Source organism: Amedibacillus sp. YH-ame6, from assembly GCF_053848845.1.
This window is the reverse complement of the sequence record NZ_JBSPEZ010000036.1, coordinates 1-23,172: the sequence shown is the minus strand read 5'-3', so window position 1 is coordinate 23,172 and position 23,172 is coordinate 1. Positions and strand designations below refer to the sequence as shown.

The window sequence follows — 23,172 nt, the reverse complement described above, 5'->3', positions numbered from 1 at the left end:
TCTTTATTTTCTTCCATTGTTTCCATATCCGGCACCTTATCTTACTTCGCATCCATTCATCTATTTGCTTTAGTAGTTTCCTCATATCTGCTATCTTAAAATAATTTACCCATCCCTTAATATATCTTCTAAGCCTTATTGGACATTCCTCATTTGAGACATTTCCTTTCGATTTATTTAATAAATATCGGATTTTGTTCTTCATCTTCTTTAGCGATTTTGGATGTATCCTTACCTTAGCTCCTTTATTGAAATAAAATCCAAAGCCTAGAAATTTAACTTTCGTCGCATGTGCCACAACCGTTTTCTCCTTATTAACTTTCAATTTCAATTTTCCTTCAATAAAGTTTGTTATAGATTTCTTTACTCTTTCTGCACCTCTTGTTGTACGACAAAATATCATCACATCATCCGAAAAACGAACGTGGTGATGACCTCTTTTCTCTAACTCTCTATCAAGTTCATTAAGCATGATATTTGACAAGATTGGACTAAGATTTCCACCAGCCAGTACGCCAATGGTCGTCTCCTCCTTTTTGTCCTTTATCATAACTCCTGCATTCAAGTAACGATGAATTAGTGAGATAACTCTTCCGTCATGAATTGTCTTTGACAACAGCGTGATAAGTATATCATGGTTCACTGTTTCAAAATACTTTTCTAAGTCTATATCCACCACATATTTGTAGCTCCCATCTAAATGTTCCTTACATTTATTTATGGCATCATGTGCACTTCTTTTTGGACGAAAGCCATAGCTATTCTCTGAAAACAATGGTTCATAGATTGGTGTTAATACCTGAGCTATTGCTTGTTGTATTACTCTATCTACTGCCGTTGGTATTCCTAATTTCCTTTTACTTCCATTGTCCTTAGGTATTTCTACTCTTCGAACAGGACTTGGACGATATTTACCATCCATGAGCATTTGTTTTAACTGGTCCCAATTTATATTTAGAAAGTCTCGAAGTTCATCGACATGCATTCCATCTACTCCTTGCGCTCCTTTGTTGTTGATTACTCTATTCATCGCAATTCGAAAATTGTTCTTGTCTAGAGTTTTCTCTCACATCTGCTCTTTTACTACAAACTTGTTGGTGTTGTTTGAAGAAGATTCCAATGATGAATTGTACACTTGTGACTTACCTTCACATTCCGTGCTATTCTCCATCACTAAGTCTTCAAATTGAAGTTGGCTGTATTTCATTCATCATCACTCCCTTTCATCTCATCCACCTCATACTGTTCAGTCCTTCATTACACACATTTATGTAACTACTACGACTTCGGCTGACTTCTTGTGATAAACCTTTTTCGACCACGGTTCAAATTTCATTTTCCCATGTCCACAAGACCTCCCACACTAAGACATATCTCTTTCATTCCATTACCCACATTCTTTACAGTTTCGCCTTCTGTGTAGTTTTAGGACTTCGATTTGTTTAGCAACCTCGTCCAGACTCACTGCCTCAAAATGTTCGTGTTCCTTGGGTCGAAACTTTTCCTGGGGCTTCCTCCGCTATCTTCCTCACGGCTAGACCCTTGCCTTTGGCTAGTGGTTGGCAACTACATACTCCCACAGTGGACTTTCACCACCTAGATATATGCCATGCATGGCACACTAAAAAAAAATTCTCATCCTAGAGAATGAAAATCTTTTACTTTATATATTTGTTGATAAAGTTGTTGTAAATGCAGTTACAATGTCATCTAATTCTCCACTTTCTACCTTTCTTCTAAGAATCGCAATAATAACAGCATCATATTTATCGAGGTTTTGTTCTAAATATTCCACCACTTCAATTGCTTTCCTAGGTTCATTATATGTCCGCTTACATGTCATTGCATCAAATACATCCGCAATTGCAATAATCCTTGCGTCCATACAAATATGTTCTGCACGAATTCCATACGGATATCCACTTCCATCCAATCTCTCATGATGTTGTAAAGCAGCTTGAGCAACACGTTCACCTAATTTATCCTTTAAAAAGGTATAAGAATCTAATGGATGAAGTTTAATGATATCATATTCTTCATCCGTTAATTTATCTGGTTTTCGAAGAATTGAAATAGGTACATTTATTTTCCCTATATCATGCATACTTGCAGCTACCCCCAGCGAAACTACATTATACGTAGATTCATAAGCCAATGCCAATCGGATAGAATATAGAGATACACGTTTACTATGTCCTTTGGTATAGGTATCTTTTTCTTCAACAGTCACTAGCATTTTATTCAATAATTCATCTTCTTCAGGAGATTGATTCACCTCATTGCTAATTGCAATGATTTTCGCAAACCCATTTGCTTCTATAACATAACTTTGTGATATATCTGTTAACATAACAGAATCATGTGCTTCAAGTTCATAGTGCTCATTTACGGAATATAATTTTACATGCCCTTCTAAAACAAGAATAATCGATGTTACTTGATAATCGTCAGGAACAATATTCAAACATTCTTTATTAAACAGCGTATAAAACACTACTTGCATTTTGTCATCTTTTAAACATTCAACACTTACTGCATCAGTTGTATTATAAAGATTTTGATCATGCCATACTTTTAAACCCACGGTATGCACCACCTTTTTTTATATTATACCATAATTTTTACATTGTAAACTATGTTAATAGTTTTTATGGGTGACTATATCTGAAATCAGGCAATAAAAGGTGTGCTTTATGCATCACCTTTTGATTGTATTAATTTATTTTTTATCCTTGATTGCCGCTTGTGCTGCTGCAAGTCTTGCGATTGGCACTCGAAATGGACTACAAGAAACATATGATAAACCCATACGATGACAGAATTCAATAGAACTTGGATCTCCACCATGTTCACCACAAATTCCTAATTTAATATCAGGGTTTGTAGATCGACCACCTTCAACAGCCATTTTTATAAGTTTTCCAACACCTTTTTGGTCTACTCTAGCAAATGGGTCTTGTTCAAAGATTTTCTTTTCATAATAGTCATTTAAGAAACCTCCAGCATCATCTCTAGAGAACCCAAATGTAAGTTGAGTTAAATCATTTGTACCAAAACTAAAGAACTCTGCTTCTTCTGCTATTTCATCTGCCAACAATGCTGCACGAGGAATTTCAATCATTGTACCTACATGGTATGTCAATGTAGCATTTTCTCTTTTTAAAACAGCTTCTGCAGTACGAACTACAACATCTTTCACAAATTTCAACTCTGCTTTATCTCCAACTAATGGAATCATGATTTCTGGTTCAATGTTCCAACTAGGATGTTGTTTGTTTACATTAATTGCAGCTTCAATAACTGCAGTGGTTTGCATTTCTGCAATTTCAGGATAAGAAATTGCTAAACGACATCCACGATGTCCCATCATTGGATTGAACTCATGAAGACTCATAATAACACTACGTAATTCATCTAAATCAATTTGCATATCTTTTGCCAACTGTGCAATATCATAAGAACTGGTTGGAAGGAATTCATGTAGAGGTGGATCTAAGTAACGAATCGTTACTGGTAGACCATGCATTGCCTCATAGATACCTTCAAAGTCCCCACGTTGCATTGGCAATAATTTCGCAAGTGCTTTACGACGTTGTCCTTCTGTTTTTGATACGATCATCTCACGAACTGCCTTTATACGTTCACCTTCAAAAAACATATGCTCCGTACGTACTAATCCAATACCCTCAGCTCCAAAGGAAACCGCTTGTGCAGCATCTTTTGGTGTATCTGCATTGGTTCTAACTTTCAATGTACGAACTTCATCTGCCCAAGCCATGAAACGTTCAAAGTCACCAGAAATTTCTGCAGGAACAGTTTTAATTTCACGTCCATAAATATTACCAGTAGAACCATCTAAAGAGATGAAATCACCTTTATGATAACGAACTCCACCTACTTCAAAATATGCTCCAGCATCATTAATTTTAATATCACCACAACCAGATACACAACAAGCACCCATACCACGAGCAACGACTGCAGCATGACTTGTCATACCACCACGCACGGTAAGGATTCCTTCTGAAACATGCATACCTTCAATATCTTCAGGAGATGTTTCCAAACGAACAAGGATTACTTTGTGTCCTAAGGATGTTTCTTTAATTGCTTCTTCAGCAGTAAACACGATTTGTCCACAAGCTGCCCCAGGAGATGCAGGTAATGCAGAAGCAATTGGTTTCGCACTCTTTAAATCCGCATCTTCAAAACGTGGATGTAATAAAGAATCTAACTGTTTTGGTTCTACCATCATCAAGGCTTCTTCTTTTGTAATCATGCCTTCATCAAACATATCACAAGCAATTTTTAATGCAGATGCTGCAGTACGTTTCCCATTACGTGTTTGCAACATGAATAAGTTTCCTTTTTCAATTGTAAATTCCATATCCTGCATATTTTTGTAATGTTTTTCAAGTGCAGTACAAATTTCTGTAAATCTTTGATATGCATCAGGTGCAATCTCTTTTAATTTATCAATTGTGTTTGGTGTACGAATACCCGCAACAACGTCTTCACCTTGTGCATTCATTAAGAACTCACCATATAGTTTATTTTCACCAGTACTTGGATTTCTTGTGAATGCAACACCTGTACCACAATCATCACCCATATTTCCAAATACCATCATTTGTACATTAACAGCGGTTCCCCAACTACCTGGAATATCATTCATCTTACGATAGAAAATCGCTCTTTGATTATTCCATGAACGGAACACTGCCTCAATGGAACGATACAATTGTTCTTTAGGATCACTTGGAAATTCTTCACCTAAAGAATCACGATAGAACTTTTTGAAAAGTTTTACCATTTCTTTCATATCATCCGCATCTAAATCCGTATCTTGTTCAACGTGTTTTTTCTCTTTCATCTCATCGATGATTTCTTCAAATTTGGCCTTACTTAATCCCATAACTACATCCGCAAACATTTGAATAAAACGGCGATAAGAATCGTATGCAAAACGTGGATTCCCCATCAGTTTTGCTACTCCTTCTACAACTTCATCATTCATACCAAGATTTAAGATAGTATCCATCATACCTGGCATAGATGCACGTGCACCTGAACGAACAGAAACTAACAATGGATTTTTAGGATCTCCAAATTGCTTTTCAGATAGTTCCTCAAGTTTCATCAAGTACTCAAATACTTCTTTGCGAATATCTTCATTGATTTTCTCACCATCCACATAATACTGGTTACAAGCTTCTGTGGTGACTGTAAAACCATAAGGTACTGGCATCCCTAAGTTCATCATTTCTGCCAGGTTTGCACCTTTTCCACCAAGAAGATCTTTCATTGCTCCTTTTCCTTCAGAGAAAAGGTAAACATACTTCTTTGACATGAAACATTCCTCCTCTATGTAATCGTTTACATTTCTAATGTTTATATTATAGCAAACTTCTTATTCAATTCCTAGTATTTATCCAATGAAAATGTTTTCATTTTTACGATTATGGTACAAAAAAAGACTATTACAGCCTTTTTTATGATGATTTCAATTATAAATCCTTAGTCATTCTTACATGACAGTATGCCGTATAAATTTGCACAAATATATACACAATGGCAAATGCAATAAATATTTCAAACGGTACATCCATAATTCCAAATACCAACAACAATACTCCAAAAACATATGTCATCATTTGATAACCTTTTGCCATTGCTTGATTTTTTATCATGATATTACGTTCATCCTTTGTTTCTATTTCCATATTCTTCGCAATATCTGGATTCTTTTTGTAAATGTATGCTTGATAAATAGAGCCTACACTATGTCCCAATGTTCCACATCCTATCCCTACTAAAAAATATGGCACTGTTTTCATAAGACCTATTGGTTCCACTACATTGATCATATATAGTCCAGTAAGGGCTGCAATACTTCCGATGAAAACTAGTATCCAATGTTTATATTTTTTCATGCTTTTTCCTCCTCGTAAATGAATATATCTTCGATACTCATATCAAAATATCTTGCAATCTTAAATGCCAATTGTATAGAAGGATTATATCTTCCATTTTCCAAAGAACCAATGGTTTGTCTTGATACTTCTAAAGCAAAAGCTAATTCTTCTTGTCGTATGCCCTTTGATTTACGTATTTCTTCTAATCTATTCTTCAAATTATCGCCTCGCTTATGGAAAGTACGCTTTCCATACTTCTAGTATACTGCGGATTTACTAAGATGTAAACTACACTTTCCATAAAAGTGTACTTTACAAAAAAAGAAGATGTCGACCGACATCTTCTTAACGTATTAGTTTTTTCCCAATAAACGGAACATGTTTTTCTTGTATACTTCAACACCAGGTTGGTTGAATGGATTGATATCCAACATATAACAAGTAATTGCACATGCTTTGAAGAAGAAATAGCACATATAACCGAAGCTTTCTGCACTCATATCTTCCATTGTGATGATTAAGTTAGGCACATGTCCTGTTTCTTCATGCGCTTCTAGTGTTCCTTGGCAAGCCATTTTGTTTACCCAGTCAACAGATTTTCCACTCAAGTAATTCATACCATCAATATCTGCAGCATCACTTGGGAATGTTAAATCAAGGGTTGGTTTGTCAACTAACAATAATGTTTCATATAAGATTTTTTTACCATCTTGAACAAATTGTCCAAGGGAATGCAAATCTGTAGAGAAGTTAGCGCTTGTTGGAAGATTTCCTTTTTCTTCCTTCCCTTCGCTTTCACCGAATAGTTGTTTCCACCATTCCGCAACCATAGCCATTTGTGGTTCATAGCTAATCAACATTTCTACATCTTTATTTTGATTTTCCATAATTCTGCGAGCAACTGCATATGCATATGCAGCATTCTTATCAACATCTGGATTACTTAATTCTTCTTTGGCTTTTGCTAAACCTTTCATGATGTCATCTACATCGATTCCAGCAACTGCGATTGGAAATAATCCTACAGGAGTAATAACAGAGAAACGTCCTCCGATATCATCAGGAATTACAAATGTTTCGTATCCTTCATTATCTGCGATTGTCTTTAAGGTACCTCTTGCTTTATCCGTAGTCGCAACAATACGTTTGCTTGCTTCTTCTTTTCCGTATTTTTCTTCCATGAATTGTTTTAATAAACGGAATGCTAATGCAGTTTCTGTTGTTGTTCCGGATTTAGAAATTACATTGACTGCAACTTCTTTGTCTTTAATGTATTCCATTACTTGTGCAATGTAAGTGGAAGAGAATGTATTTCCCATAAAAATGATTTCTGGTTTTTTATTTGCATATAAACCATTGATCATTTCAATGGCAGCTCTTGCTCCCAAATATGATCCACCGATTCCACAAACGATCAATACATCGCTTTTTGAACGGATATCTGCTGCTACCGTTTTTAAACGAGCGTATTCTTCTTTATCATAAGTTTCAGGCCAGTCTACCCAACCGACATAGTCGTTCCCTTTACCAGTCTTGTTCACGAGCATGTCATGACATTTTGTCACTTCATCTTGATAAGCTTTGATGTCTTCTTGTAAAAATGCGTGTGTAACGTCTAATTTCATCATAACCTTTTTTTCTCCTTTATCTTATGGCAAGCTGAATCCATTCTTCTAAATGTGCATCCAAAGTAGAAAATCCTTTTTCCATTGGAGGCAGTTCCTGGATCAATCTGCGTTTACGCATGGAACGGGCTTTATTTGCTTCTATGGCTTTTAACGATAACTTTAAATGCACACCATCTTCATCCATATCAATGATTTTTACTTTAACACGCTCATTGACCTTGACATAGGTATGTACATCTTTTACGAAACGTTCACTGATCTCTGAAATGTGAATTAAACCGTTATGTTTATTATCTAGATAAACAAACGCGCCATAAGGCTTAATACCAGTTATGACACCTTCCACGACTTCTCCAACCATATAATGCATAAATCCACCTCATCTCATGGGATTATTATAACATATCTTTTTTCATTTTGTGGTATAATAATATCTACAGAAAGAGATTTTCTCAATCTGCCTATGAGGTGATACATATATGGATTCTTTTTACCCCCTTGCTGTAGCTCTAATAGCAAATCTATTAGCACAAATATTAAAACCATTTTTCTTATATATACGTACGAAGAAATTTGATGTTCATCAATGTATCGCATGCGGAGGATTTCCTAGTTCACATAGTTCCACGGTCAGTGGTTTAACACTAGCCATTGGATTAAGTGAAGGATTTGATTCTACCCTGTTTGCGATTACGTGCGTATTTAGTTTTATTGTGATTTATGATGCGGCAAATGTTCGCTATTATGCGGGGAGAAATATCCAGCTAACAAAGCAACTGATCATGGACCTTGAAAAGCTAAAAGGATTGAAGTTTTCGGATCCTATTTATCATGAAAGAATTAAAAGTGTGTTAGGACATAAATACATTGAAGTATTAGGTGGTCTTGTACTAGGTACACTGGTTGCTCTTGTTTTGTTTGAAGTATCCCATCTGTTCTAAGAAAGAAGGGTAAGAAATGGAAACAAAGAATGAAGAAATACAGCGTGTGATTAATAAAATCAGACCTTATATACAGCGTGATGGTGGAGATATTGAATTCGTATCTTTCGTAGATGGAATTGTAAATGTTCGCTTATTGGGCGCTTGTGTTGGATGTATGTCCGTAGATGATACCATTCAAGGTGGCGTAGAAGCTATCTTATTGGATGAAGTTGAAGGCGTTGTAAAAGTTCAGTTAATAGAATAGAAAATCCGTTATCTATATAGATAACGGACTTTTTTATAGCATGTTCATTTCTTTTAGGCGTTGTTCCATAAAACTACGAAATGCGAATTCATCACTTTCTTGCAATCCTACATAGTACACTTTATCAATGTCCTCATGTTGAAATAAGAATAGCTCACTAGGGTCTAAAATACCCTCTGGATAATAACATGCTGCATAATCATATACTTTTGCAGTATTTTTATCTTCTTGAATCCTTCCACAGATCATAATTTTTTTGGTGCCACCTAATAAGGTTACCACACTGCCAATGGGCATCACTTCTTTGATTGTTTTTTCGTTCATTTGTTTTCTTTTGCTCCTTGTCTCACGTTAATAATCAACATGTACTTTAAACCCCAAACCTGCTACCATAGAAACTTTCCCACCAAACTCAAACTCTCCTTTTTTACTGGAAAACTCTGCGCCTGCACCCGCAGCTCCTAGTTCACCTGTTCCTTTTAGTGTTATCTTTACACCGAATATAGAAAAGACTGCTTTTACTTCGCCTTTTACAGCGGCGGCGCCTACATTTGCTTTTAAAGTAAACTCATCTTTTTTAATCACTGCCTTTGCTTCTGCACTGGCAGTACCAACCTTTACGTTTGCTTCCCCTTGTACATTGAGATAATCATTCCCAATATTTAAATAGGCACCTGCTTGTGCTAAGGTAGCACTTGCATTTGCTTCTAATTGTAAACTAGGATCTAGTTTCCCATTTTGAAAGAGGAGTGCTTTCGCATCCGCGGAAACACTCACATCTCCCACACGAAGATCCACCCCTGTTTTTAAATACTTCATTTCTTTATCTGCACGAAATCGCCAAACATCAAAACCAGCAAATGCACCAATACACACTCCATTCTTCACATATCCAACAAGATTACCACCTTTATTCAATGTTGAATGAACACGATGGTTGAACTTCATAACTTCAGTTTTATACGAGAAATCACTTGATTTCTGATGTTGGGTATTTTGAGAACTTTCGTAAGCTTTAGACTTTTCAAAGGAGGATATGGCATCTGCAGTTTTTTGAATATTGTTCTCACTTTGTTGAATAGAGGAAAGAGCGCTTTGAAAATACTGCACACTATGTATTATTTTTTCATGCAGTTGGTATTCACTGGTTTTTAGTTCTTGTAGATAAATACTAGAAGCTAGGGGTGTTTGTTGAAGGCTTAATTGATATTGCAAAGATTGTAACTCTTTGGAAATTGATAGACACTTAGAAAACTCTGTTTGCAGTACGAAAAGCTTCTCAGTATCTACACGCATCATAACGAGATTACGTTATTGTCCGCATATTCTTTTACACCAAGTTTTCTGGTTTTGTATATTTCCTAACATGGTTTGAAAATGTTGTTGCATGTAAAGGAGTTCGCTTCCCTGACAAGTGGAAGGCAATAGGTTCATGTTTTTTGTAACGAGTGTTTCCATGGCACTTAATTGGTTCACATATTGATTCATCAAACGCCATGTTTCATTGGAAAGATTGTGCATGACTGTTTAATTGATCCTCAATGGATTGGTATGTTTGAACGGTTTGATCAAGGAATTTCGCATAGTTTTCAACAATTTCACGATAGTGATCAAAGATTGGAATCATCCCTTGAAACTTTGTACGTATGGTTTGTGCAGCGGGACTTTGCCATTCATTGGTTATTTGATTCATGCATTGATGGATGTCTTTTAAACAGTTTGATAGTTGTTGATTTTCTTGTCGAATTTGCATGGAGGTATGACTTACTTCTGCTAGTGTAATTAATAAGGAATCCATAACTACCTCCTAATTCACTAAGCGACGTGCTTGCGCCGTTCGCTCATTTTGCGTTTCACGATAAATCTTAGCACTTGTTTTTAAGAAACTAGAGTACTCTTTCATCAATGTTGCCATTTGTATGAAGTCTGATTGAAATCCTTGTATTTGTGTAATAAATGCTTGATTGTCTTTTCCTTGCCAACCAGCACTCATGGTTTCAACTGCTTGAAATAATCGCGCATAGCTTTTTTCATATGCAACGCCTTGTTGTTCAATGCGCAATGCCCCACTTTCTAACTTTGTGGGATCTACCTGAATTTTAATGCTCATGGTATCTCTCCTTTACCAGACTATGATTTCATCACCTGTTCTTATATCGATGTCTTTGAGAACCTGATCATCTAGTAAATTGATTTGTAGTCTACTCGAATAAAAGACACTCTCCTTGCTGAAGATAAAAGCTCCTTGGCTGCACTCTTGCAACATCAAGAATAATTTGTCTTTGATTTGAGAAATACGAAATGATGTAGGTAACACAACATCCAATGATAGCTGTGCCGCAGGTATATATACCTCCACCAATATCTTTTCATCCATGTTATGTCACCTCCCATAATTGTAGTTTGATACATGTATCTTCCTCCATAAGATAAGCTTGATTAGCTTTTAGTTCTTGCGATGCGATATTTTGACATTTAAACATATACGCATAATCTTTGAATCCTTTTCCCATCCAAAGAAGAAAAGCATCGTATAAGGAATCTTGAAACCAATCATATTGTAAATAATAGGAATGTTCCTTCATCGTATATAGAAAGATATGTTTATGATGATCTTCCATGAGTTTCTCGCGTAGGTATTCTTGAAGTTTAAAATCTGTAAATTGATAAGGTCTCTTCCAAATAAAGATATGCTCTTTTTCATCTTCTAACTTCATCATAAGTTCTTCATCATTATCTATCGTTTCATCATGAACAACATAAACATCCTTACGATATAAAGCTAATTGTTGAAACGTTACATATAGAAAAGATGAAAGAAAACGAAAAGCACAAATTACATAATGTATATGATGAGAAAATGTACAAAATACATCTTCTTTACTATCCACCTGTTTTCCTAAATATAACCCTTTTGAAATATCTTCAATAGGATACCTTACTTGTTTTGGTAATACAGGAATTTGATAAAGATTTCCTTTCTCATAAGGCAACTGTTCTATATCTTCTTGCGTACATTGTAGTACTTGAAAGTTAAGAATCCTTTGTTGGTACTGTAGAAGTCCACTCCCTTTGTTTGTTGGATAAAAAGGACAACCTCCACTAAATATCATACGATAATCGTTTTGTTCATGTAGGGAAAATGCAATCGCAGAAGAAATGTATTGTTGAATACGATAAGATACAGTACTTGGATTGCTTGCGCTAATATATATACGAAAATGAAGTTTTGCATGTTCTCTTAAAAGATAAAGCAAATCTTTTTCATATTCTTCATATAGTTCATGAAACGCCTCATAATTATGTACAACGAGAATCTTTTCTTCTATCTTATCTTCTTGCTTTTTTGTTTTCATTTGATAAAAGAAGCTCTCCACTTTTTCTCGTTGTGTTTCAATCACAACATCACAAATACAAGCTCGATGTTGGAAACATAACAAGTGATGTTGATCAAAATCGAAGATATACATATGTACGTGTTCTTCTTGTATTATCTGGTACAGTAATGTCTTAAGTAAGGTTTCACGATCACTTGTTGACTTTCCATAAACCAACAGATGAGAAATCCATACTTGATCATAGAGGAAGGGAAACTGTTTTTGATTTTCCACATCATCTATAATCCCTATTGCTTTGGGATACTCTTTCACATACATATCTTGCGACAAGGATTCTTTCCACAGCGATTGTGCGTACAAGTGTTGACGTTTTGCAATATGTACCATATGTTCTACAACCGCATCCATCTGAGTAGTATCTGTTTTCTCATTTAATGGACTTATATGTTGCGTACTTTGATAATCTCCAGTATCCTTTAAAATTGCGATTTCATCAAACGTATGTTTTTCAACTTCTTCCCTTTCAAAATAAGAATACTGTGACCAAGCAATTAACCCCTTTTCATAAATCTCATCAAGTCCTACTTGTAAACAACACTCCCCTGCTCTTTTTAAATACGCTGCGTCTTCTTTACGTAACATATCTTGACTATCTTGGATACTTTGTACTTTCATACAAAGATGAAAATGTGCATTACTCCATATTTGATCATCGATAACTCCGGATGGTTTTTGTGTAGCCAACAACAAATGAATCCCTAAACTTCGACCAATACGCGCACTTTGTTTCAGTTGTTCAAGAAATTCTGGTTGTTGGCTCTTTAATTCCGCAAATTCATCCGCGATGATAAAGAGATGCGAAAGTTTTGGTAAATGTTCATACTTTTTGCAGAGTTTGCGATATGTTTCGATATTCATATTTCCAACATCGTACGTCAAACAAGCTTGTGCGAAGAGTTGTTGTCTTCGTTGTAGTTCGCTTCGTAAGGACATACAAGAACGTTGTATGATATCTTGATCAAGGTTTGTCACAATTCCAGCAATATGGGGTAGTTTCCCACATGACTTTGCCATGGTTCCACCTTTGTAATCAATCAAAAGAAAGGAAACATCCTCTGGTGAAAAACATATCGCAAGGGATAAAATATAGGTCAATAAACATTCACTCTTCCCTGAACCTGTCATTCCCGCAAAGAGTCCGTGTGGCCCATGATAACGCTCATGCGCATCCAAATACAAAGGCTCATGATAAGCATTAATGCCAATCCTAACCTCTAAAGAATCACTCACATCATTGTTTTGCCAACGCTCCCACACATTGAGTTGTTCAACATTCCCACACTCATACATTTCCAACAAATGATAGCTTTTAGGTAACCTAACACGAGTGCTTCTACCACTCCTTTGATTCGCTAATTGAAAGGCACATAGACTTCGTTTCGTAGTAAGTTGATACGTAAATCTTAGGGTTGTTTCTTGATGTACATATCCTTGATTGCTTGCTACCTGTATCTTTGTAGGTATGATATTTACATGATTGTTAAAAGAATCATATATCTTGAAACATATACAATGCTCATTCGCTAAGAGTGTTTTCATTTGTAGTTTACTCGCAAGTAATCCATTAAATATAAAGAACGCATACACCTTTGTACTTGTTGCCATTTCTTCTTCCAACGTGGAATAAATAAGCTTTCCATCTTGTTCATCGCTGACAAGATAACGTATCGATCCATCCTCACTAAATATCTGAGGCATAAAAGCTATCTTATTTACATGTGCTAATTTTGTATTCATACATACCACTATTTTTATATCATTTTGATATGCTAGTACCATTTGAAACAATAAATCTAGCATAAATACACTTGCATCTTCCCCATCCACTTGTACATAGCGATGCTTTTTCAAATCAATCACAACAGGTACATTTCTTGCATAATAGCTTTGCAATGTAATTTTCTCTAATTCTTCTTGTAGTAGGTCTTGATATAGTTTGAACTCCTCTCTTGGCTTTTCCATTTGTAATGTATATGGAATATCCCCAATCCCTAAAGTCACGCTACAATCATCTTTATGATTTGCTACCAAAGTATGTTCTAAGAATAATTCAATATAGCGCGTAGTGGTAAGATGGTATGTTCTAAGCATGGTTTCATAAGCATGTATTTCTTCATACATTCGATTTTGCATCTCGTTAAGATATGAAACATAGGTACTATTACGAACTTGATTTTGTTTTAACGCAAGCTTTTTCTCATATAGACGTGTTAATAAAGGCCAAAGAATGGTACCAGTCGCCATACTAAAGGACATAATCAAGGTAGGCATAACTTGCGTCATTTCTTGTTTTTGTTGTAGAGCTTGTAGAAGTGAAAATACACCCATGGATAAAGAAGACAATCCCATTGTAACTGCAGGACCTAACAGGAAGATCATAGGCATCTGCTTACGATCAAATGGTGCAGGATAAGTATCGATTGTATACATTCTCTTTTGAAAGTGAAAAGCATCTTTTTCAACCCATGTATAAATGTCTTTATCTTTGCGTTTACAAGCAGACATCTGAGAAAATTGATACGTACAAATAGATGTTTTCTTAGAAACCTGCTTTACCTCATTCATGAAAATACACGTAGGCCCAATAAGAATTTTTAACTGTAAAATTTGGATACAATCTTTCATTTTTAATGATTGTTTTTTTATACGTTTTCCATTTACATAAACACCATTACTACTTTGTTCATCCACAATCCAAAAACCATCATCATCGTAGTATAAGCTCGCATGTAGCGTAGATACAGCTTCATGTGCATACACGATATCACAAGTATCTCCTCTTCCAATTTGAAGCCTTCTTGTAAAGGTAAATGCCTTATATTGATGATGAACTCTTTCATACGCAAAGCTAAATAGAAATACAGTATGCTTTTGAAAATTTAGAATAAATCGTTTCTCATTTTTCACTTCTACAAAATGCTCTTTTTCTTCATTGATTCTACATTCATCGTGTTGAACAAAATACCATTTCTTCTTTCTTGCCATTACCTCTATAAGTTTTACTCGTTCTTTATTTACACTATGATATATCCAAAATCTACCTTCTTTTTGTTTCGGAAGGATACATTCTTCAAGTTGATCAAATCCATAAATATAAAGCTGTGTCTTAAGTTTTTCTTCGTCCATGAATATAAAGTGTAACTGCTATACTAGATACCATGACAATTACAAACCCTATTTGTTCTACTTTAAGATGCTGAGTAAGTATTGGCTTTTTAGATACATGAAACTTCCAAGCTTTTACTTGTTCATTTCCAGCGTCATCATATACCTTACAAGATATCGTGTATTCTTGTGATGAATCCAGTGTAAATTCATAGCTTTTTTGATTGTTTAAATCGACTGCTTTCCCATTGATTTTGATATATGCAAAATGTTCTTCTCGTAGTTTTCCATTATCCTTCTGATGTAAGGATAATGTTAATGTATCTTTAATATAGAGGGTATTTGGAATTGGTTTTTTATTTTTGGTTAGCATTACTAAAGGAGGTGTTTTATCAATTGTGAAATAGAAGGTATTTGGTAGTGATGTTGGATTCATAGCACGATCACTTCCAATTACTTCTAGTGCATAATTTCCTTCTTCTTTGATAGCATCCCCCCATTGGTAAGGTACTGGTAAATGGTCTTTGTAAAGCAAGGAACCTATCACATGTAATTGAGTTCCATCATCCTTTATTTGTGGAGTCCAACTGTTCGCATAGGGTTTGTTTTTAAAGACATCATTTTCTATCACTAGAGGAGAAACTTTTTTATAGATGGAAAAACGCACTTGTTGAACACTTTGATTTCCAGCCGCATCACTCGCACTCAAAGTCACCACATAGTCATCATTTTTTTGATTCTCTCCTATAAAATGCATACGTTCTAAATTGCCTTGTTCCACTATTTTCTGCTTGTTTTTATAGACAGTAATGGTATGCGAACGCAGCGTTTCATCATGAACTGAAAATGTCACTGTAACATCTTTATTGGTTGTGTATATGTCCTCATCTATCATCGTTTGCTCATTACAGATGATACCTAATTTTGGTGCGCTATGATCAATCGTGAAGGAAATATTTTGCGAACTTGTTTTATTTCCAGCGAAGTCCCTTATGACGAGTGTCACTTGGTATTCCCCTTCATCATCAAATGCAAATAAGCCTTGGTATCCTTTCTCAGTACTATTATCATCTAGTTTTCGATAGTCTTCAACTCCATTATGTAACATGTATAGATAACTATTTTTATAGTCAAAGTGAGATTCCTCTATTGTATAAATAAGTTGTTGTTGCGTTGAAATCTCAAAGTTCTTTCTTTCAAATATAACCTTAGGAGCTGTTGTATCTATTGTGGTTATAGGTAGCGTTTTCTGTGTTAAGTGTCCTAATGTATCTTTTATCTCATATGTAATTTGATGGCTGCCTTCATGTAGTTTCATTTCTCCAACATACCTTGAACCTTCTTTTGTCCAAGCAATTTCCTCAATAGAATCATTCCTATATAGCTTGCTATTTTCCATATCGAACAAAGCATCTTCCACATAAAGTTTAAGAACGACTTCTTTTGAATAAAATTTTTGTAGCGTATCTGTTTTTTGATCATCCAAATATAGTTCAACACCAGGATTTTTTCGATCGATAATTAAATGATAAAAACCTTTCTTCTCATTCCCTAATTTGTCATACCATGTATAAGCAATTTCATACTCCCCTTCTCCTTCAAATAGTGTTGTAGTTTCTTTTTCATCCTTCTCCCATGAAAGCTCATTCTTGTCTCCATTGATATATAACGAACTTCTTTCTTTATTAACAGCTTCATCAAACACAAATTTCATAGTTACATCTTCAACACTAGTAAAGAAATCCCCTTCAACTTTTTTATCATTCATATATACCACTGGTTCATGAATAGAAGTTTCGATAGTAAACTTTTCTGATTCATATAACTTATGTTCACCCAACATTACCACAACACTTCCATTGTTTAACTCATGCTCGTATGTTCCTTCACCCATCCATTTTTCATCTTGTAATATCCATACAACATCAATTTCATCCAGTTCCTCACCTTGTTGATTTAATATTGCTACTTTTATAGAAGGATCATATACATCTTTATCAACTTCTAGCGTAAATGTAGGATACACTAAATAGCCTTCTTTTAATTCCTCTTTATCTACAAGTAACACTATGCCTTTTGAATTAGTACTTGTATCTGTCATTTCCATTGGGTATATCTTTGGAGAAGGAATCATCCCCACCAAAAATAAACATACACATAGTTTCCACACCTTCATTTATATATCGTCCTTTCTTAATACTTCTGTTTGTTCATCATTTATTTGTATAACTTCACACTCATATACAATTTCTTTTTTCTTAACAATCCTCCTTAATAAAAACCATTCACGCATTGCGCCCAACATACAGATTCCCGCAATACAAAAACTAATATAAACACTTACCCTTTCCATTCTAATTCACATAACTCCTTAACTTTCTCTCTATCATTTCTTCCATATACAAGCGTGTATTCACTTGCGGTATTTGAGCTGCATACTTTTTAGCTTCTTCTAGTATAGATACATAGTTTCTTTTCTCCTGATCATCAATTGCATATTCAAATATCTGTAAATACATAGAAGATAATATTGAAAATCGATCCTTTGTCTCACTATTTAAAAAATAAGATATCGATTGTTCGTAATGTTGTTTCATTGGTATATACATCTGTTTCGTATAATGGTTCATTCCCATGCGATAATACGCATAGGCAATACGTTCATCCAAATACGTTAACTTTGTCATATCCAATCCATTCTGTGTATCTTGTATTTGTGATTTCATCTTTGTACATATCCGAAGGATCGTTTCATTCGCCTCATCAAGTACAAGATGTTGTTGTTCGTAAAGAATTAGCAAGATATGTTCATAAACATACTGCTCTTCTATATCCTTTCGTGAGTTTGCATATGCCTCCAGTTCCTTTAATGCCTTAGATAAAGGTATTTGTTGTGAAGCATCGAGTTGTCTTTGTGTTAACACTTGCAAGATATAACGAAGATTCTCAATCGCATTCCTCTCTATACCTTGTTCACTCTTCACATATCCTAAATATTTGTATGCCATTTGAAAATAAAAAGTATCTTGTTGTTCAATTGCTTTAGAAGCAATAAAAAATGCTACCTGTGAATATGTATCATGCTTCCATTTGATGGCTTGAGATTCCATTTCTAACAGTGCTTTCTCACAAGTGTTCTCAATTGTACACTGTTGTTCATAATATCTACGATATGGTTCTACCTCCCCATTGGATAATTTCATTGCCTCCAAATAATTTTCCTCTTTCATAGCATTTAAATAATCAACACTTACACTTTCTTGTATCCTACGCTCTTCATAACATCCCACCCAAACCATAATCAAACTCAAAATCATCAATAGGATCATTTTATACAAGTGCATAGAACGCTTCATCATCTGTTTACGAACATTCTTCTTCACTTCTTCAAAGTTTTGAAATCGTTTCTTCACATCCTTTTCACAACACTTTAACAACACTTTATCAAGAAGTGATACTTTCTTTGCTTCCTTTGGAAAATGTCCGTGCAGTAAAACATAAAACGTAACTCCAAAACTATAAATATCACACCCTTTGCTAACTTGATGTTGTTTCATAAGTTCCTTTGGAGCATATCCTTTCGTGGCTGAAATTGGAGTAATTTGCGTACCTAAGGTACTTGAACCAAAATCGATCAAATACAACTTACCACTCTTCGATATCATGATGTTTTGTGGTTTCAAATCTAAATAAAGCAATGGTTCTGGTTTGAGATTGTGAAGATACAAGAATATATCTATGACAATTAACATCCAAGACAGCACTTGTTTTTCATGTATGTTTCCATGTTCCAACACATAATCTAAAACAGACATCCCCTCGATATGTTCCATAATGACATACGCATATGATTCCTCTTCAAATTGATCTATTACACGAGGAATATTGGAGTGATGCAGGGTTGTTAAAATCTTTAATTCACGATAGAAACTCGTTTTATTCTTTTCATCTTGTAGTACGATACATTTACATGCAAAGTGCATTTGTAGGCGTAAATCAAAAACTTTATATACTCTTGCACTTCCCCCTTTCCCAATTTCGCACAGTATTTCATAGCGATCATGAAGCAACATTCTATCCATCCTTTATTTTTACAATGAATGAGAATTTCGCAAAACTGATTCTATCTTTATCTTGCAAGGTTTCACGTTTGATTCTTTGTTGATTGATAAAGGTTCCATTCGATGAAGATAAATCTTCTATTTCTCTTGTGTTTCGATAGATACAAGCGTGATGTTGTGAAATAAACTGTTCTGGTATACATAAATCATTATCTTTTGCCCTACCTATTGTAAAGGTATCCTTATGTATCAAAACCTCTTCTTTCGTTGTTTCATCATAAAGCGACAAAGAACTCTCCTGCAACAATACAACCGTATGCGCATGAATGGATTGTGATTCTTCCTCTTCTTTCAAATAAGGTCCTTGTTCCTCCATAACAGAATTCAAGACTTGTAGTTGTGGATATGCTTTCGGTAGAGGTATATCTTTTATCATGTACTCTTGCTCTTTATGTAAATGAAGCAATTTTTCTAAGAGGGTTGGTTTTGGTCTATGTTGTTCTCGTAAATCATGTAACCCTTGTAATATCATTGGCAATGAAACTTCTTCATAACGTTTCATATAGGTCAAATAACCTATCGCTTCATACCCTTGTGATATACGCATTTCAAATATCAACTCTTCTAAAAACTCTCTACACTCTTTTTTTTGAAACACCCACTGATCTACATCGGCAGGTATTACAAGAAAACGCAAAACACCTCCATCATAACTCAAGAATATATAAGCAGGATCCATTAAAATAGGCTTTGCTGTATTTACCCGCACCATATCCTCTAACAAATAAATCAGGAATTCAATACTCTCTACTTCATCAAACATATGTGCTTTTAAATACGTCTGTAAACTTACATACCCCTTCGTATCATAATATAGTTTACTTTTCATTCGTGGATCTCTTACACAAGGCAAACACCCACTATCCTTTTGCATCTGTTGATAAATATAATCATCAAAATCTTTTCCTTTTTTTAGGGTAACTTCTAAAAACCCATCTTCCCTTAATTCAATTTTTTTCAAACGTTCATCCACGCATGTCCCTCCTTCTTATCCCTTACACTTATTACATACGAGATTTATTTCTAAAAATCCTAAATTTTTATTCATTTCACATTTTTTCACAAAATTAAATGTTATAATAATCACACTGAAAAGGCGGTATTGTATGAAAAAAGAAAGCATAAAAAAAATCAAGCTCATCGCTTTGATTCTCATCATACTATGTAATTTAGGGACACTGTTCTATGTCGCCCCTTTAAAAGAAAACCTTTCCTATTTAGGAAATGAACTTGGTCACAAGTTCTACTTAATTTTATGGGGAACAAGTGCAGGGCTATATTTCTATTCTTATACATATACCTTTATGAAACGAACTTCTTATTCATCAAAACTTGGTAAGTTACTTTTATTGATTGCTTGTTTAGGAATGATGATATCTGTGCTTCTTCCCTATCATCCAACCTCTTATCCAGAATTATCAAAATGGCACATCCGAATTGCCATGTGGGCAACCGCACTTTATGTTGCTGTATTCTTCCATTATCTCTTTGATTTAATGAAAAAAGATTTCATCCTATTTGAAAAGAGTATGTCCTTATATGGTTTACTTGTCTCTTTTGACTTAGTACTCTTTATGGTTTATGGAAGTGTATCTTCATTATTGGAAATTACATTTACAATTGGAATGGCTATCCTATTGTTTTGGATGGATGTAAAGCAAGGAAAAAGTATATAAAAAATTCCTACCTCTCAAAGAGAAGTAGGGATTTTCAATTAAAACATTGAATTAACTTTTGTTTGCACATCATTGGCATCATATCCTGCTGACTTTAATTTATTAATACGTTCTTGACCGTTCCCCCAATTCCCGATTCCTCTATATATTTCTAAGGCAACTTGATCAACAGATTTTTTCACACCAGGAATGTGTAAATCACTGTCAATTCCATTATCATTCGTCCAGCCAGTTCCGTTGTTTAACAAATATGGATATGGAGTTCCCTCAACAATGTGAGTGATAACACCTTCCCAATCACCTTTAAACACGTTACCACCTGTACTAGAGGTAGCTAAGATATTTGTACATACTGGAAGACCAACTCCATACTTGCTTTTTGTTGACTTATCGAACAAGCCAATATAGCATTTGGGTCTAAATGCACCAAGTAAGCATTTATAAGAAAAGCTCACTTCATTAAAGGATCCATCATAGCCTCCTTGATTTTGTCCCAAGAAAGTTCCAGTTCCATTTCCATTATCCGTAATAAATATAGCGATATGACTATATGGAGTTTCACTCGTTTCCGCAAACACAGCGATATCTCCTTGTTGCAAGGTAGAAACTACATCACAGTATTTCAGCATATCGTTATTATTTCTATTATTCCAAATATCTTTCACATAATTACTTGAGGTACAAAAAGCATATGTATAACCTAACCATTTCATATAATAAGCATATCCATCCCAACATTGAGCACCATAGTAACCATCAATATCAAATCGTTTTCCTAATACTTCATTTCTAAAATCTAAAGGTGTTTTCATTCACTTATCCTCCTTACCTTTTAAAATTTCTGGCATTTCATTTGTCATTGTATTTAAAAAATTCTCTAACCAATCCTTAATCCATTTAGGTGCTGGTACACCTACCAAAATCATGTTCTTTAGTATACTAATTGTTTCATATAGTATAAACAAGATTCCAAAGAATTCTGTTAATCCTATTTTTTCTAAATCAAATATTTTTAACCAATCTACAGGTATCATGAATGCTAAATTTATGTGTACAATGTGATCCGCTATTAGGAGAAATAGTATTCCAAATATCATACCTATTTTTCTTATGCCCCCATCAATTCCAAAACTAGAATTAAAGCCGTGTTGTTTAAAAGCCCTCAACACGCCAAAGATGGTATCTAAAACTATCCATAATGCCACTACTAGTACTACTGGGTTTGTATTGATACTGTCGATAATAAATTCCATTTTCATAATCCCTCATCTCTTTCTTTCGCCTTTTGCGATAAATAAAAGAGCATTTCTGCTCTATAAATCCAATTGCATTTCATTAGATTTAAACCATAATTTAAACTTTTACGAATAAAATATACAAATATATCTGCTTATCTTATTTCTACTTCTTTGCTTGTAGCTACAAATAAAATAAAATCTGATCTTTCGATTTTCTTATCATCGTTTTGCCTAATAATCAGATTATTCGTTATGCCCATCTCATTCAATTCATCCAAAAATTTTTATCACATGTGTTTTGTCATATTTACTCCCTTTAATTTGTTCTAACCCACATATAAGTAGTTATTGATGGCTGTATATTTTGAGCATCTCCACTTCCAGCACTTCCAATAGAAGTAGATGCACTATGTCCATGAGTATTGTTGAATCTTAAGTATGCCGCCATCGCCGATGCATTACCTGATGGAAAAGGCTCTCTACTAGACGGATCATATATGCCTAATGCTCCCGAATTTCCACCAATCCATGCTGGATGTGCTAAAACACGACACTGTCCTGCGATGCTCGTTGAATTAATTGATGTCGATGCGCTATGGTTATGTGCCTGTATATTTTTATGCCCTATTTTTTTACCTGACACACTAAAGTCAGGATCATTTTCATCAACACCAACTAGAACTCTGCCCTGTGAGTGACGAACCCAAGTAGTTCCGAAATATATTTTATTAGGATTAAAAGTGCTCAATTGATTGGGTATAATAGTTCCTATAGGGACTATTCAGATTGTTGACAAAGTGGTACCCATAGCGAGTACTGCTTTTCTTTTTTTTGTTTTATAGAGAGAAATCATCATTTTTAGCCAATTATGCATCGTATCCGATGAAGTTTTCCAACTCCACC

24 protein-coding genes are annotated in these 23,172 nt (G+C 34.7%); 3 read left to right on the top strand and 21 right to left on the bottom strand.

From position 1 onward, the window contains the following. The 8 genes from ltrA to ACWG0P_RS15335 form a co-directional block, all read right to left on the bottom strand. A partial coding sequence (ltrA, locus tag ACWG0P_RS15370) for a group II intron reverse transcriptase/maturase (protein WP_455802464.1) occupies positions 1-1,030 on the bottom strand: 1,030 nt, incomplete at its 3' end. Positions 1,031-1,066: 36 nt separating this feature from the next. Continuing rightward, a complete protein-coding gene (locus tag ACWG0P_RS15365) occupies positions 1,067-1,207 on the bottom strand; it encodes a hypothetical protein (RefSeq protein ID WP_455802463.1) in 141 nt (46 codons plus the stop codon). Positions 1,208-1,663: 456 nt separating this feature from the next. Next, the gene (locus ACWG0P_RS15360; protein ID WP_455802462.1) at positions 1,664-2,584 is read right to left on the bottom strand and encodes an HD-GYP domain-containing protein; all 921 of its coding nucleotides are present in this window, start codon (positions 2,582-2,584) and stop codon (positions 1,664-1,666) included. Positions 2,585-2,719: 135 nt separating this feature from the next. Further along, complete coding sequence (ppdK, locus tag ACWG0P_RS15355; protein ID WP_455802461.1) at positions 2,720-5,350, bottom strand: pyruvate, phosphate dikinase; 2,631 nt, start codon at positions 5,348-5,350, stop codon at positions 2,720-2,722. A gap of 157 nt (positions 5,351-5,507) precedes the next feature. Further along, positions 5,508-5,933 carry a DUF6442 family protein gene (locus ACWG0P_RS15350; RefSeq protein WP_455802460.1) on the bottom strand — a complete coding sequence of 142 codons (426 nt, stop codon included), beginning with the start codon at positions 5,931-5,933 and terminating at the stop codon, positions 5,508-5,510. After that, positions 5,930-6,133, bottom strand: a complete 204-nt coding sequence (locus tag ACWG0P_RS15345) for a helix-turn-helix transcriptional regulator (RefSeq protein ID WP_455789394.1) — start codon at positions 6,131-6,133, stop codon at positions 5,930-5,932. The genes ACWG0P_RS15350 and ACWG0P_RS15345 overlap by 4 nt, the downstream gene beginning before the upstream one ends. 135 nt (positions 6,134-6,268) lie before the next feature. Beyond that, positions 6,269-7,543 (bottom strand): glucose-6-phosphate isomerase, encoded by a 1,275-nt coding sequence (locus tag ACWG0P_RS15340; RefSeq protein ID WP_455789396.1) that lies wholly within the window; start codon positions 7,541-7,543, stop codon positions 6,269-6,271. 16 nt (positions 7,544-7,559) lie between these two features. Beyond that, positions 7,560-7,913 (bottom strand): CvfD/Ygs/GSP13 family RNA-binding post-transcriptional regulator, encoded by a 354-nt coding sequence (locus ACWG0P_RS15335; protein ID WP_455789397.1) that lies wholly within the window; start codon positions 7,911-7,913, stop codon positions 7,560-7,562. A 109-nt stretch (positions 7,914-8,022) separates the two neighbouring features. On the opposite strand from ACWG0P_RS15335, the gene ACWG0P_RS15330 reads away from it, so the two are divergent. Beyond that, entirely contained in the window at positions 8,023-8,484 is a 462-nt protein-coding gene (locus ACWG0P_RS15330; RefSeq protein ID WP_455789399.1) for a divergent PAP2 family protein, read from the top strand. Between the two features lie 16 nt (positions 8,485-8,500). Beyond that, a complete protein-coding gene (locus ACWG0P_RS15325) occupies positions 8,501-8,731 on the top strand; it encodes a NifU family protein (protein ID WP_455789400.1) in 231 nt (76 codons plus the stop codon). A gap of 33 nt (positions 8,732-8,764) precedes the next feature. Here ACWG0P_RS15325 and ACWG0P_RS15320 read toward each other — a convergent pair whose 3' ends face one another. The 10 genes from ACWG0P_RS15320 to ACWG0P_RS15275 form a co-directional block, all read right to left on the bottom strand. Continuing rightward, positions 8,765-9,055 carry a DUF4176 domain-containing protein gene (locus ACWG0P_RS15320; RefSeq protein WP_455789401.1) on the bottom strand — a complete coding sequence of 97 codons (291 nt, stop codon included), beginning with the start codon at positions 9,053-9,055 and terminating at the stop codon, positions 8,765-8,767. Positions 9,056-9,082: 27 nt separating this feature from the next. Next, entirely contained in the window at positions 9,083-10,030 is a 948-nt protein-coding gene (locus ACWG0P_RS15315) for a hypothetical protein (RefSeq protein WP_455802459.1), read from the bottom strand. Between the two features lie 202 nt (positions 10,031-10,232). Continuing rightward, a complete protein-coding gene (locus ACWG0P_RS15310) occupies positions 10,233-10,529 on the bottom strand; it encodes a pore-forming ESAT-6 family protein (RefSeq protein WP_455802458.1) in 297 nt (98 codons plus the stop codon). 9 nt (positions 10,530-10,538) lie between these two features. Continuing rightward, positions 10,539-10,841, bottom strand: coding sequence for a WXG100 family type VII secretion target (locus ACWG0P_RS15305; protein WP_455789404.1), 303 nt, complete (start codon positions 10,839-10,841; stop codon positions 10,539-10,541). Positions 10,842-10,853: 12 nt separating this feature from the next. Beyond that, positions 10,854-11,108: a hypothetical protein gene (locus tag ACWG0P_RS15300; protein WP_455802457.1), complete on the bottom strand. Its 255-nt coding sequence runs from the start codon at positions 11,106-11,108 to the stop codon at positions 10,854-10,856. Position 11,109: 1 nt separating this feature from the next. Continuing rightward, positions 11,110-15,255 carry an FtsK/SpoIIIE domain-containing protein gene (locus ACWG0P_RS15295; RefSeq protein ID WP_455802456.1) on the bottom strand — a complete coding sequence of 1,382 codons (4,146 nt, stop codon included), beginning with the start codon at positions 15,253-15,255 and terminating at the stop codon, positions 11,110-11,112. Then, entirely contained in the window at positions 15,236-17,410 is a 2,175-nt protein-coding gene (locus tag ACWG0P_RS15290; protein ID WP_455802455.1) for an Ig-like domain repeat protein, read from the bottom strand. The genes ACWG0P_RS15295 and ACWG0P_RS15290 overlap by 20 nt, the downstream gene beginning before the upstream one ends. After that, entirely contained in the window at positions 17,411-17,587 is a 177-nt protein-coding gene (locus tag ACWG0P_RS15285; RefSeq protein WP_455802454.1) for a hypothetical protein, read from the bottom strand. A gap of 1 nt (position 17,588) precedes the next feature. Next, positions 17,589-19,307 carry a serine/threonine protein kinase gene (locus ACWG0P_RS15280; protein WP_455802453.1) on the bottom strand — a complete coding sequence of 573 codons (1,719 nt, stop codon included), beginning with the start codon at positions 19,305-19,307 and terminating at the stop codon, positions 17,589-17,591. A 1-nt stretch (position 19,308) separates the two neighbouring features. Next, a complete protein-coding gene (locus ACWG0P_RS15275; RefSeq protein ID WP_455802452.1) occupies positions 19,309-20,328 on the bottom strand; it encodes an FHA domain-containing protein in 1,020 nt (339 codons plus the stop codon). A 133-nt stretch (positions 20,329-20,461) separates the two neighbouring features. Here ACWG0P_RS15275 and ACWG0P_RS15270 point away from each other — a divergent pair, with 133 nt between their 5' ends. Beyond that, a complete protein-coding gene (locus tag ACWG0P_RS15270) occupies positions 20,462-21,031 on the top strand; it encodes a hypothetical protein (protein WP_455802451.1) in 570 nt (189 codons plus the stop codon). Between the two features lie 38 nt (positions 21,032-21,069). Here the strand turns inward: ACWG0P_RS15270 and ACWG0P_RS15265 are convergent, their stop codons facing one another. The 3 genes from ACWG0P_RS15265 to ACWG0P_RS15255 all read right to left on the bottom strand — a co-directional run bounded on the left by ACWG0P_RS15265 (position 21,070) and on the right by ACWG0P_RS15255 (position 23,032). Beyond that, the gene (locus tag ACWG0P_RS15265; RefSeq protein WP_455802450.1) at positions 21,070-21,843 is read right to left on the bottom strand and encodes a CHAP domain-containing protein; all 774 of its coding nucleotides are present in this window, start codon (positions 21,841-21,843) and stop codon (positions 21,070-21,072) included. Further along, the gene (locus ACWG0P_RS15260) at positions 21,844-22,290 is read right to left on the bottom strand and encodes a phage holin family protein (protein WP_455802449.1); all 447 of its coding nucleotides are present in this window, start codon (positions 22,288-22,290) and stop codon (positions 21,844-21,846) included. Positions 22,291-22,585: 295 nt separating this feature from the next. Further along, positions 22,586-23,032, bottom strand: a complete 447-nt coding sequence (locus ACWG0P_RS15255; RefSeq protein ID WP_455802465.1) for a phage baseplate protein — start codon at positions 23,030-23,032, stop codon at positions 22,586-22,588. Positions 23,033-23,172: the final 140 nt, after the last annotated feature.

Coding starts and splice junctions, on each gene's coding strand:
- ACWG0P_RS15350 (WP_455802460.1), bottom strand. CDS start 5,933: ATGAAAAAATATAAACATTGGATACTAGTTTTCATCGGAAGTATTGCA.
- ACWG0P_RS15335 (WP_455789397.1), bottom strand. CDS start 7,913: ATGCATTATATGGTTGGAGAAGTCGTGGAAGGTGTCATAACTGGTATT.
- ACWG0P_RS15280 (WP_455802453.1), bottom strand. CDS start 19,307: ATGTTGCTTCATGATCGCTATGAAATACTGTGCGAAATTGGGAAAGGG.
- ACWG0P_RS15305 (WP_455789404.1), bottom strand. CDS start 10,841: ATGAGCATTAAAATTCAGGTAGATCCCACAAAGTTAGAAAGTGGGGCA.
- ACWG0P_RS15270 (WP_455802451.1), top strand. CDS start 20,462: ATGAAAAAAGAAAGCATAAAAAAAATCAAGCTCATCGCTTTGATTCTC.
- ACWG0P_RS15315 (WP_455802459.1), bottom strand. CDS start 10,030: ATGATGCGTGTAGATACTGAGAAGCTTTTCGTACTGCAAACAGAGTTT.
- ACWG0P_RS15265 (WP_455802450.1), bottom strand. CDS start 21,843: ATGAAAACACCTTTAGATTTTAGAAATGAAGTATTAGGAAAACGATTT.
- ACWG0P_RS15365 (WP_455802463.1), bottom strand. CDS start 1,207: ATGAAATACAGCCAACTTCAATTTGAAGACTTAGTGATGGAGAATAGC.
- ACWG0P_RS15260 (WP_455802449.1), bottom strand. CDS start 22,290: ATGAAAATGGAATTTATTATCGACAGTATCAATACAAACCCAGTAGTA.
- ACWG0P_RS15290 (WP_455802455.1), bottom strand. CDS start 17,410: ATGAAGGTGTGGAAACTATGTGTATGTTTATTTTTGGTGGGGATGATT.
- ACWG0P_RS15340 (WP_455789396.1), bottom strand. CDS start 7,543: ATGATGAAATTAGACGTTACACACGCATTTTTACAAGAAGACATCAAA.
- ACWG0P_RS15320 (WP_455789401.1), bottom strand. CDS start 9,055: ATGAACGAAAAAACAATCAAAGAAGTGATGCCCATTGGCAGTGTGGTA.
- ACWG0P_RS15300 (WP_455802457.1), bottom strand. CDS start 11,108: ATGGATGAAAAGATATTGGTGGAGGTATATATACCTGCGGCACAGCTA.
- ACWG0P_RS15295 (WP_455802456.1), bottom strand. CDS start 15,255: ATGGACGAAGAAAAACTTAAGACACAGCTTTATATTTATGGATTTGAT.
- ACWG0P_RS15325 (WP_455789400.1), top strand. CDS start 8,501: ATGGAAACAAAGAATGAAGAAATACAGCGTGTGATTAATAAAATCAGA.
- ACWG0P_RS15330 (WP_455789399.1), top strand. CDS start 8,023: ATGGATTCTTTTTACCCCCTTGCTGTAGCTCTAATAGCAAATCTATTA.
- ppdK (WP_455802461.1), bottom strand. CDS start 5,350: ATGTCAAAGAAGTATGTTTACCTTTTCTCTGAAGGAAAAGGAGCAATG.
- ACWG0P_RS15285 (WP_455802454.1), bottom strand. CDS start 17,587: ATGGAAAGGGTAAGTGTTTATATTAGTTTTTGTATTGCGGGAATCTGT.
- ACWG0P_RS15310 (WP_455802458.1), bottom strand. CDS start 10,529: ATGGATTCCTTATTAATTACACTAGCAGAAGTAAGTCATACCTCCATG.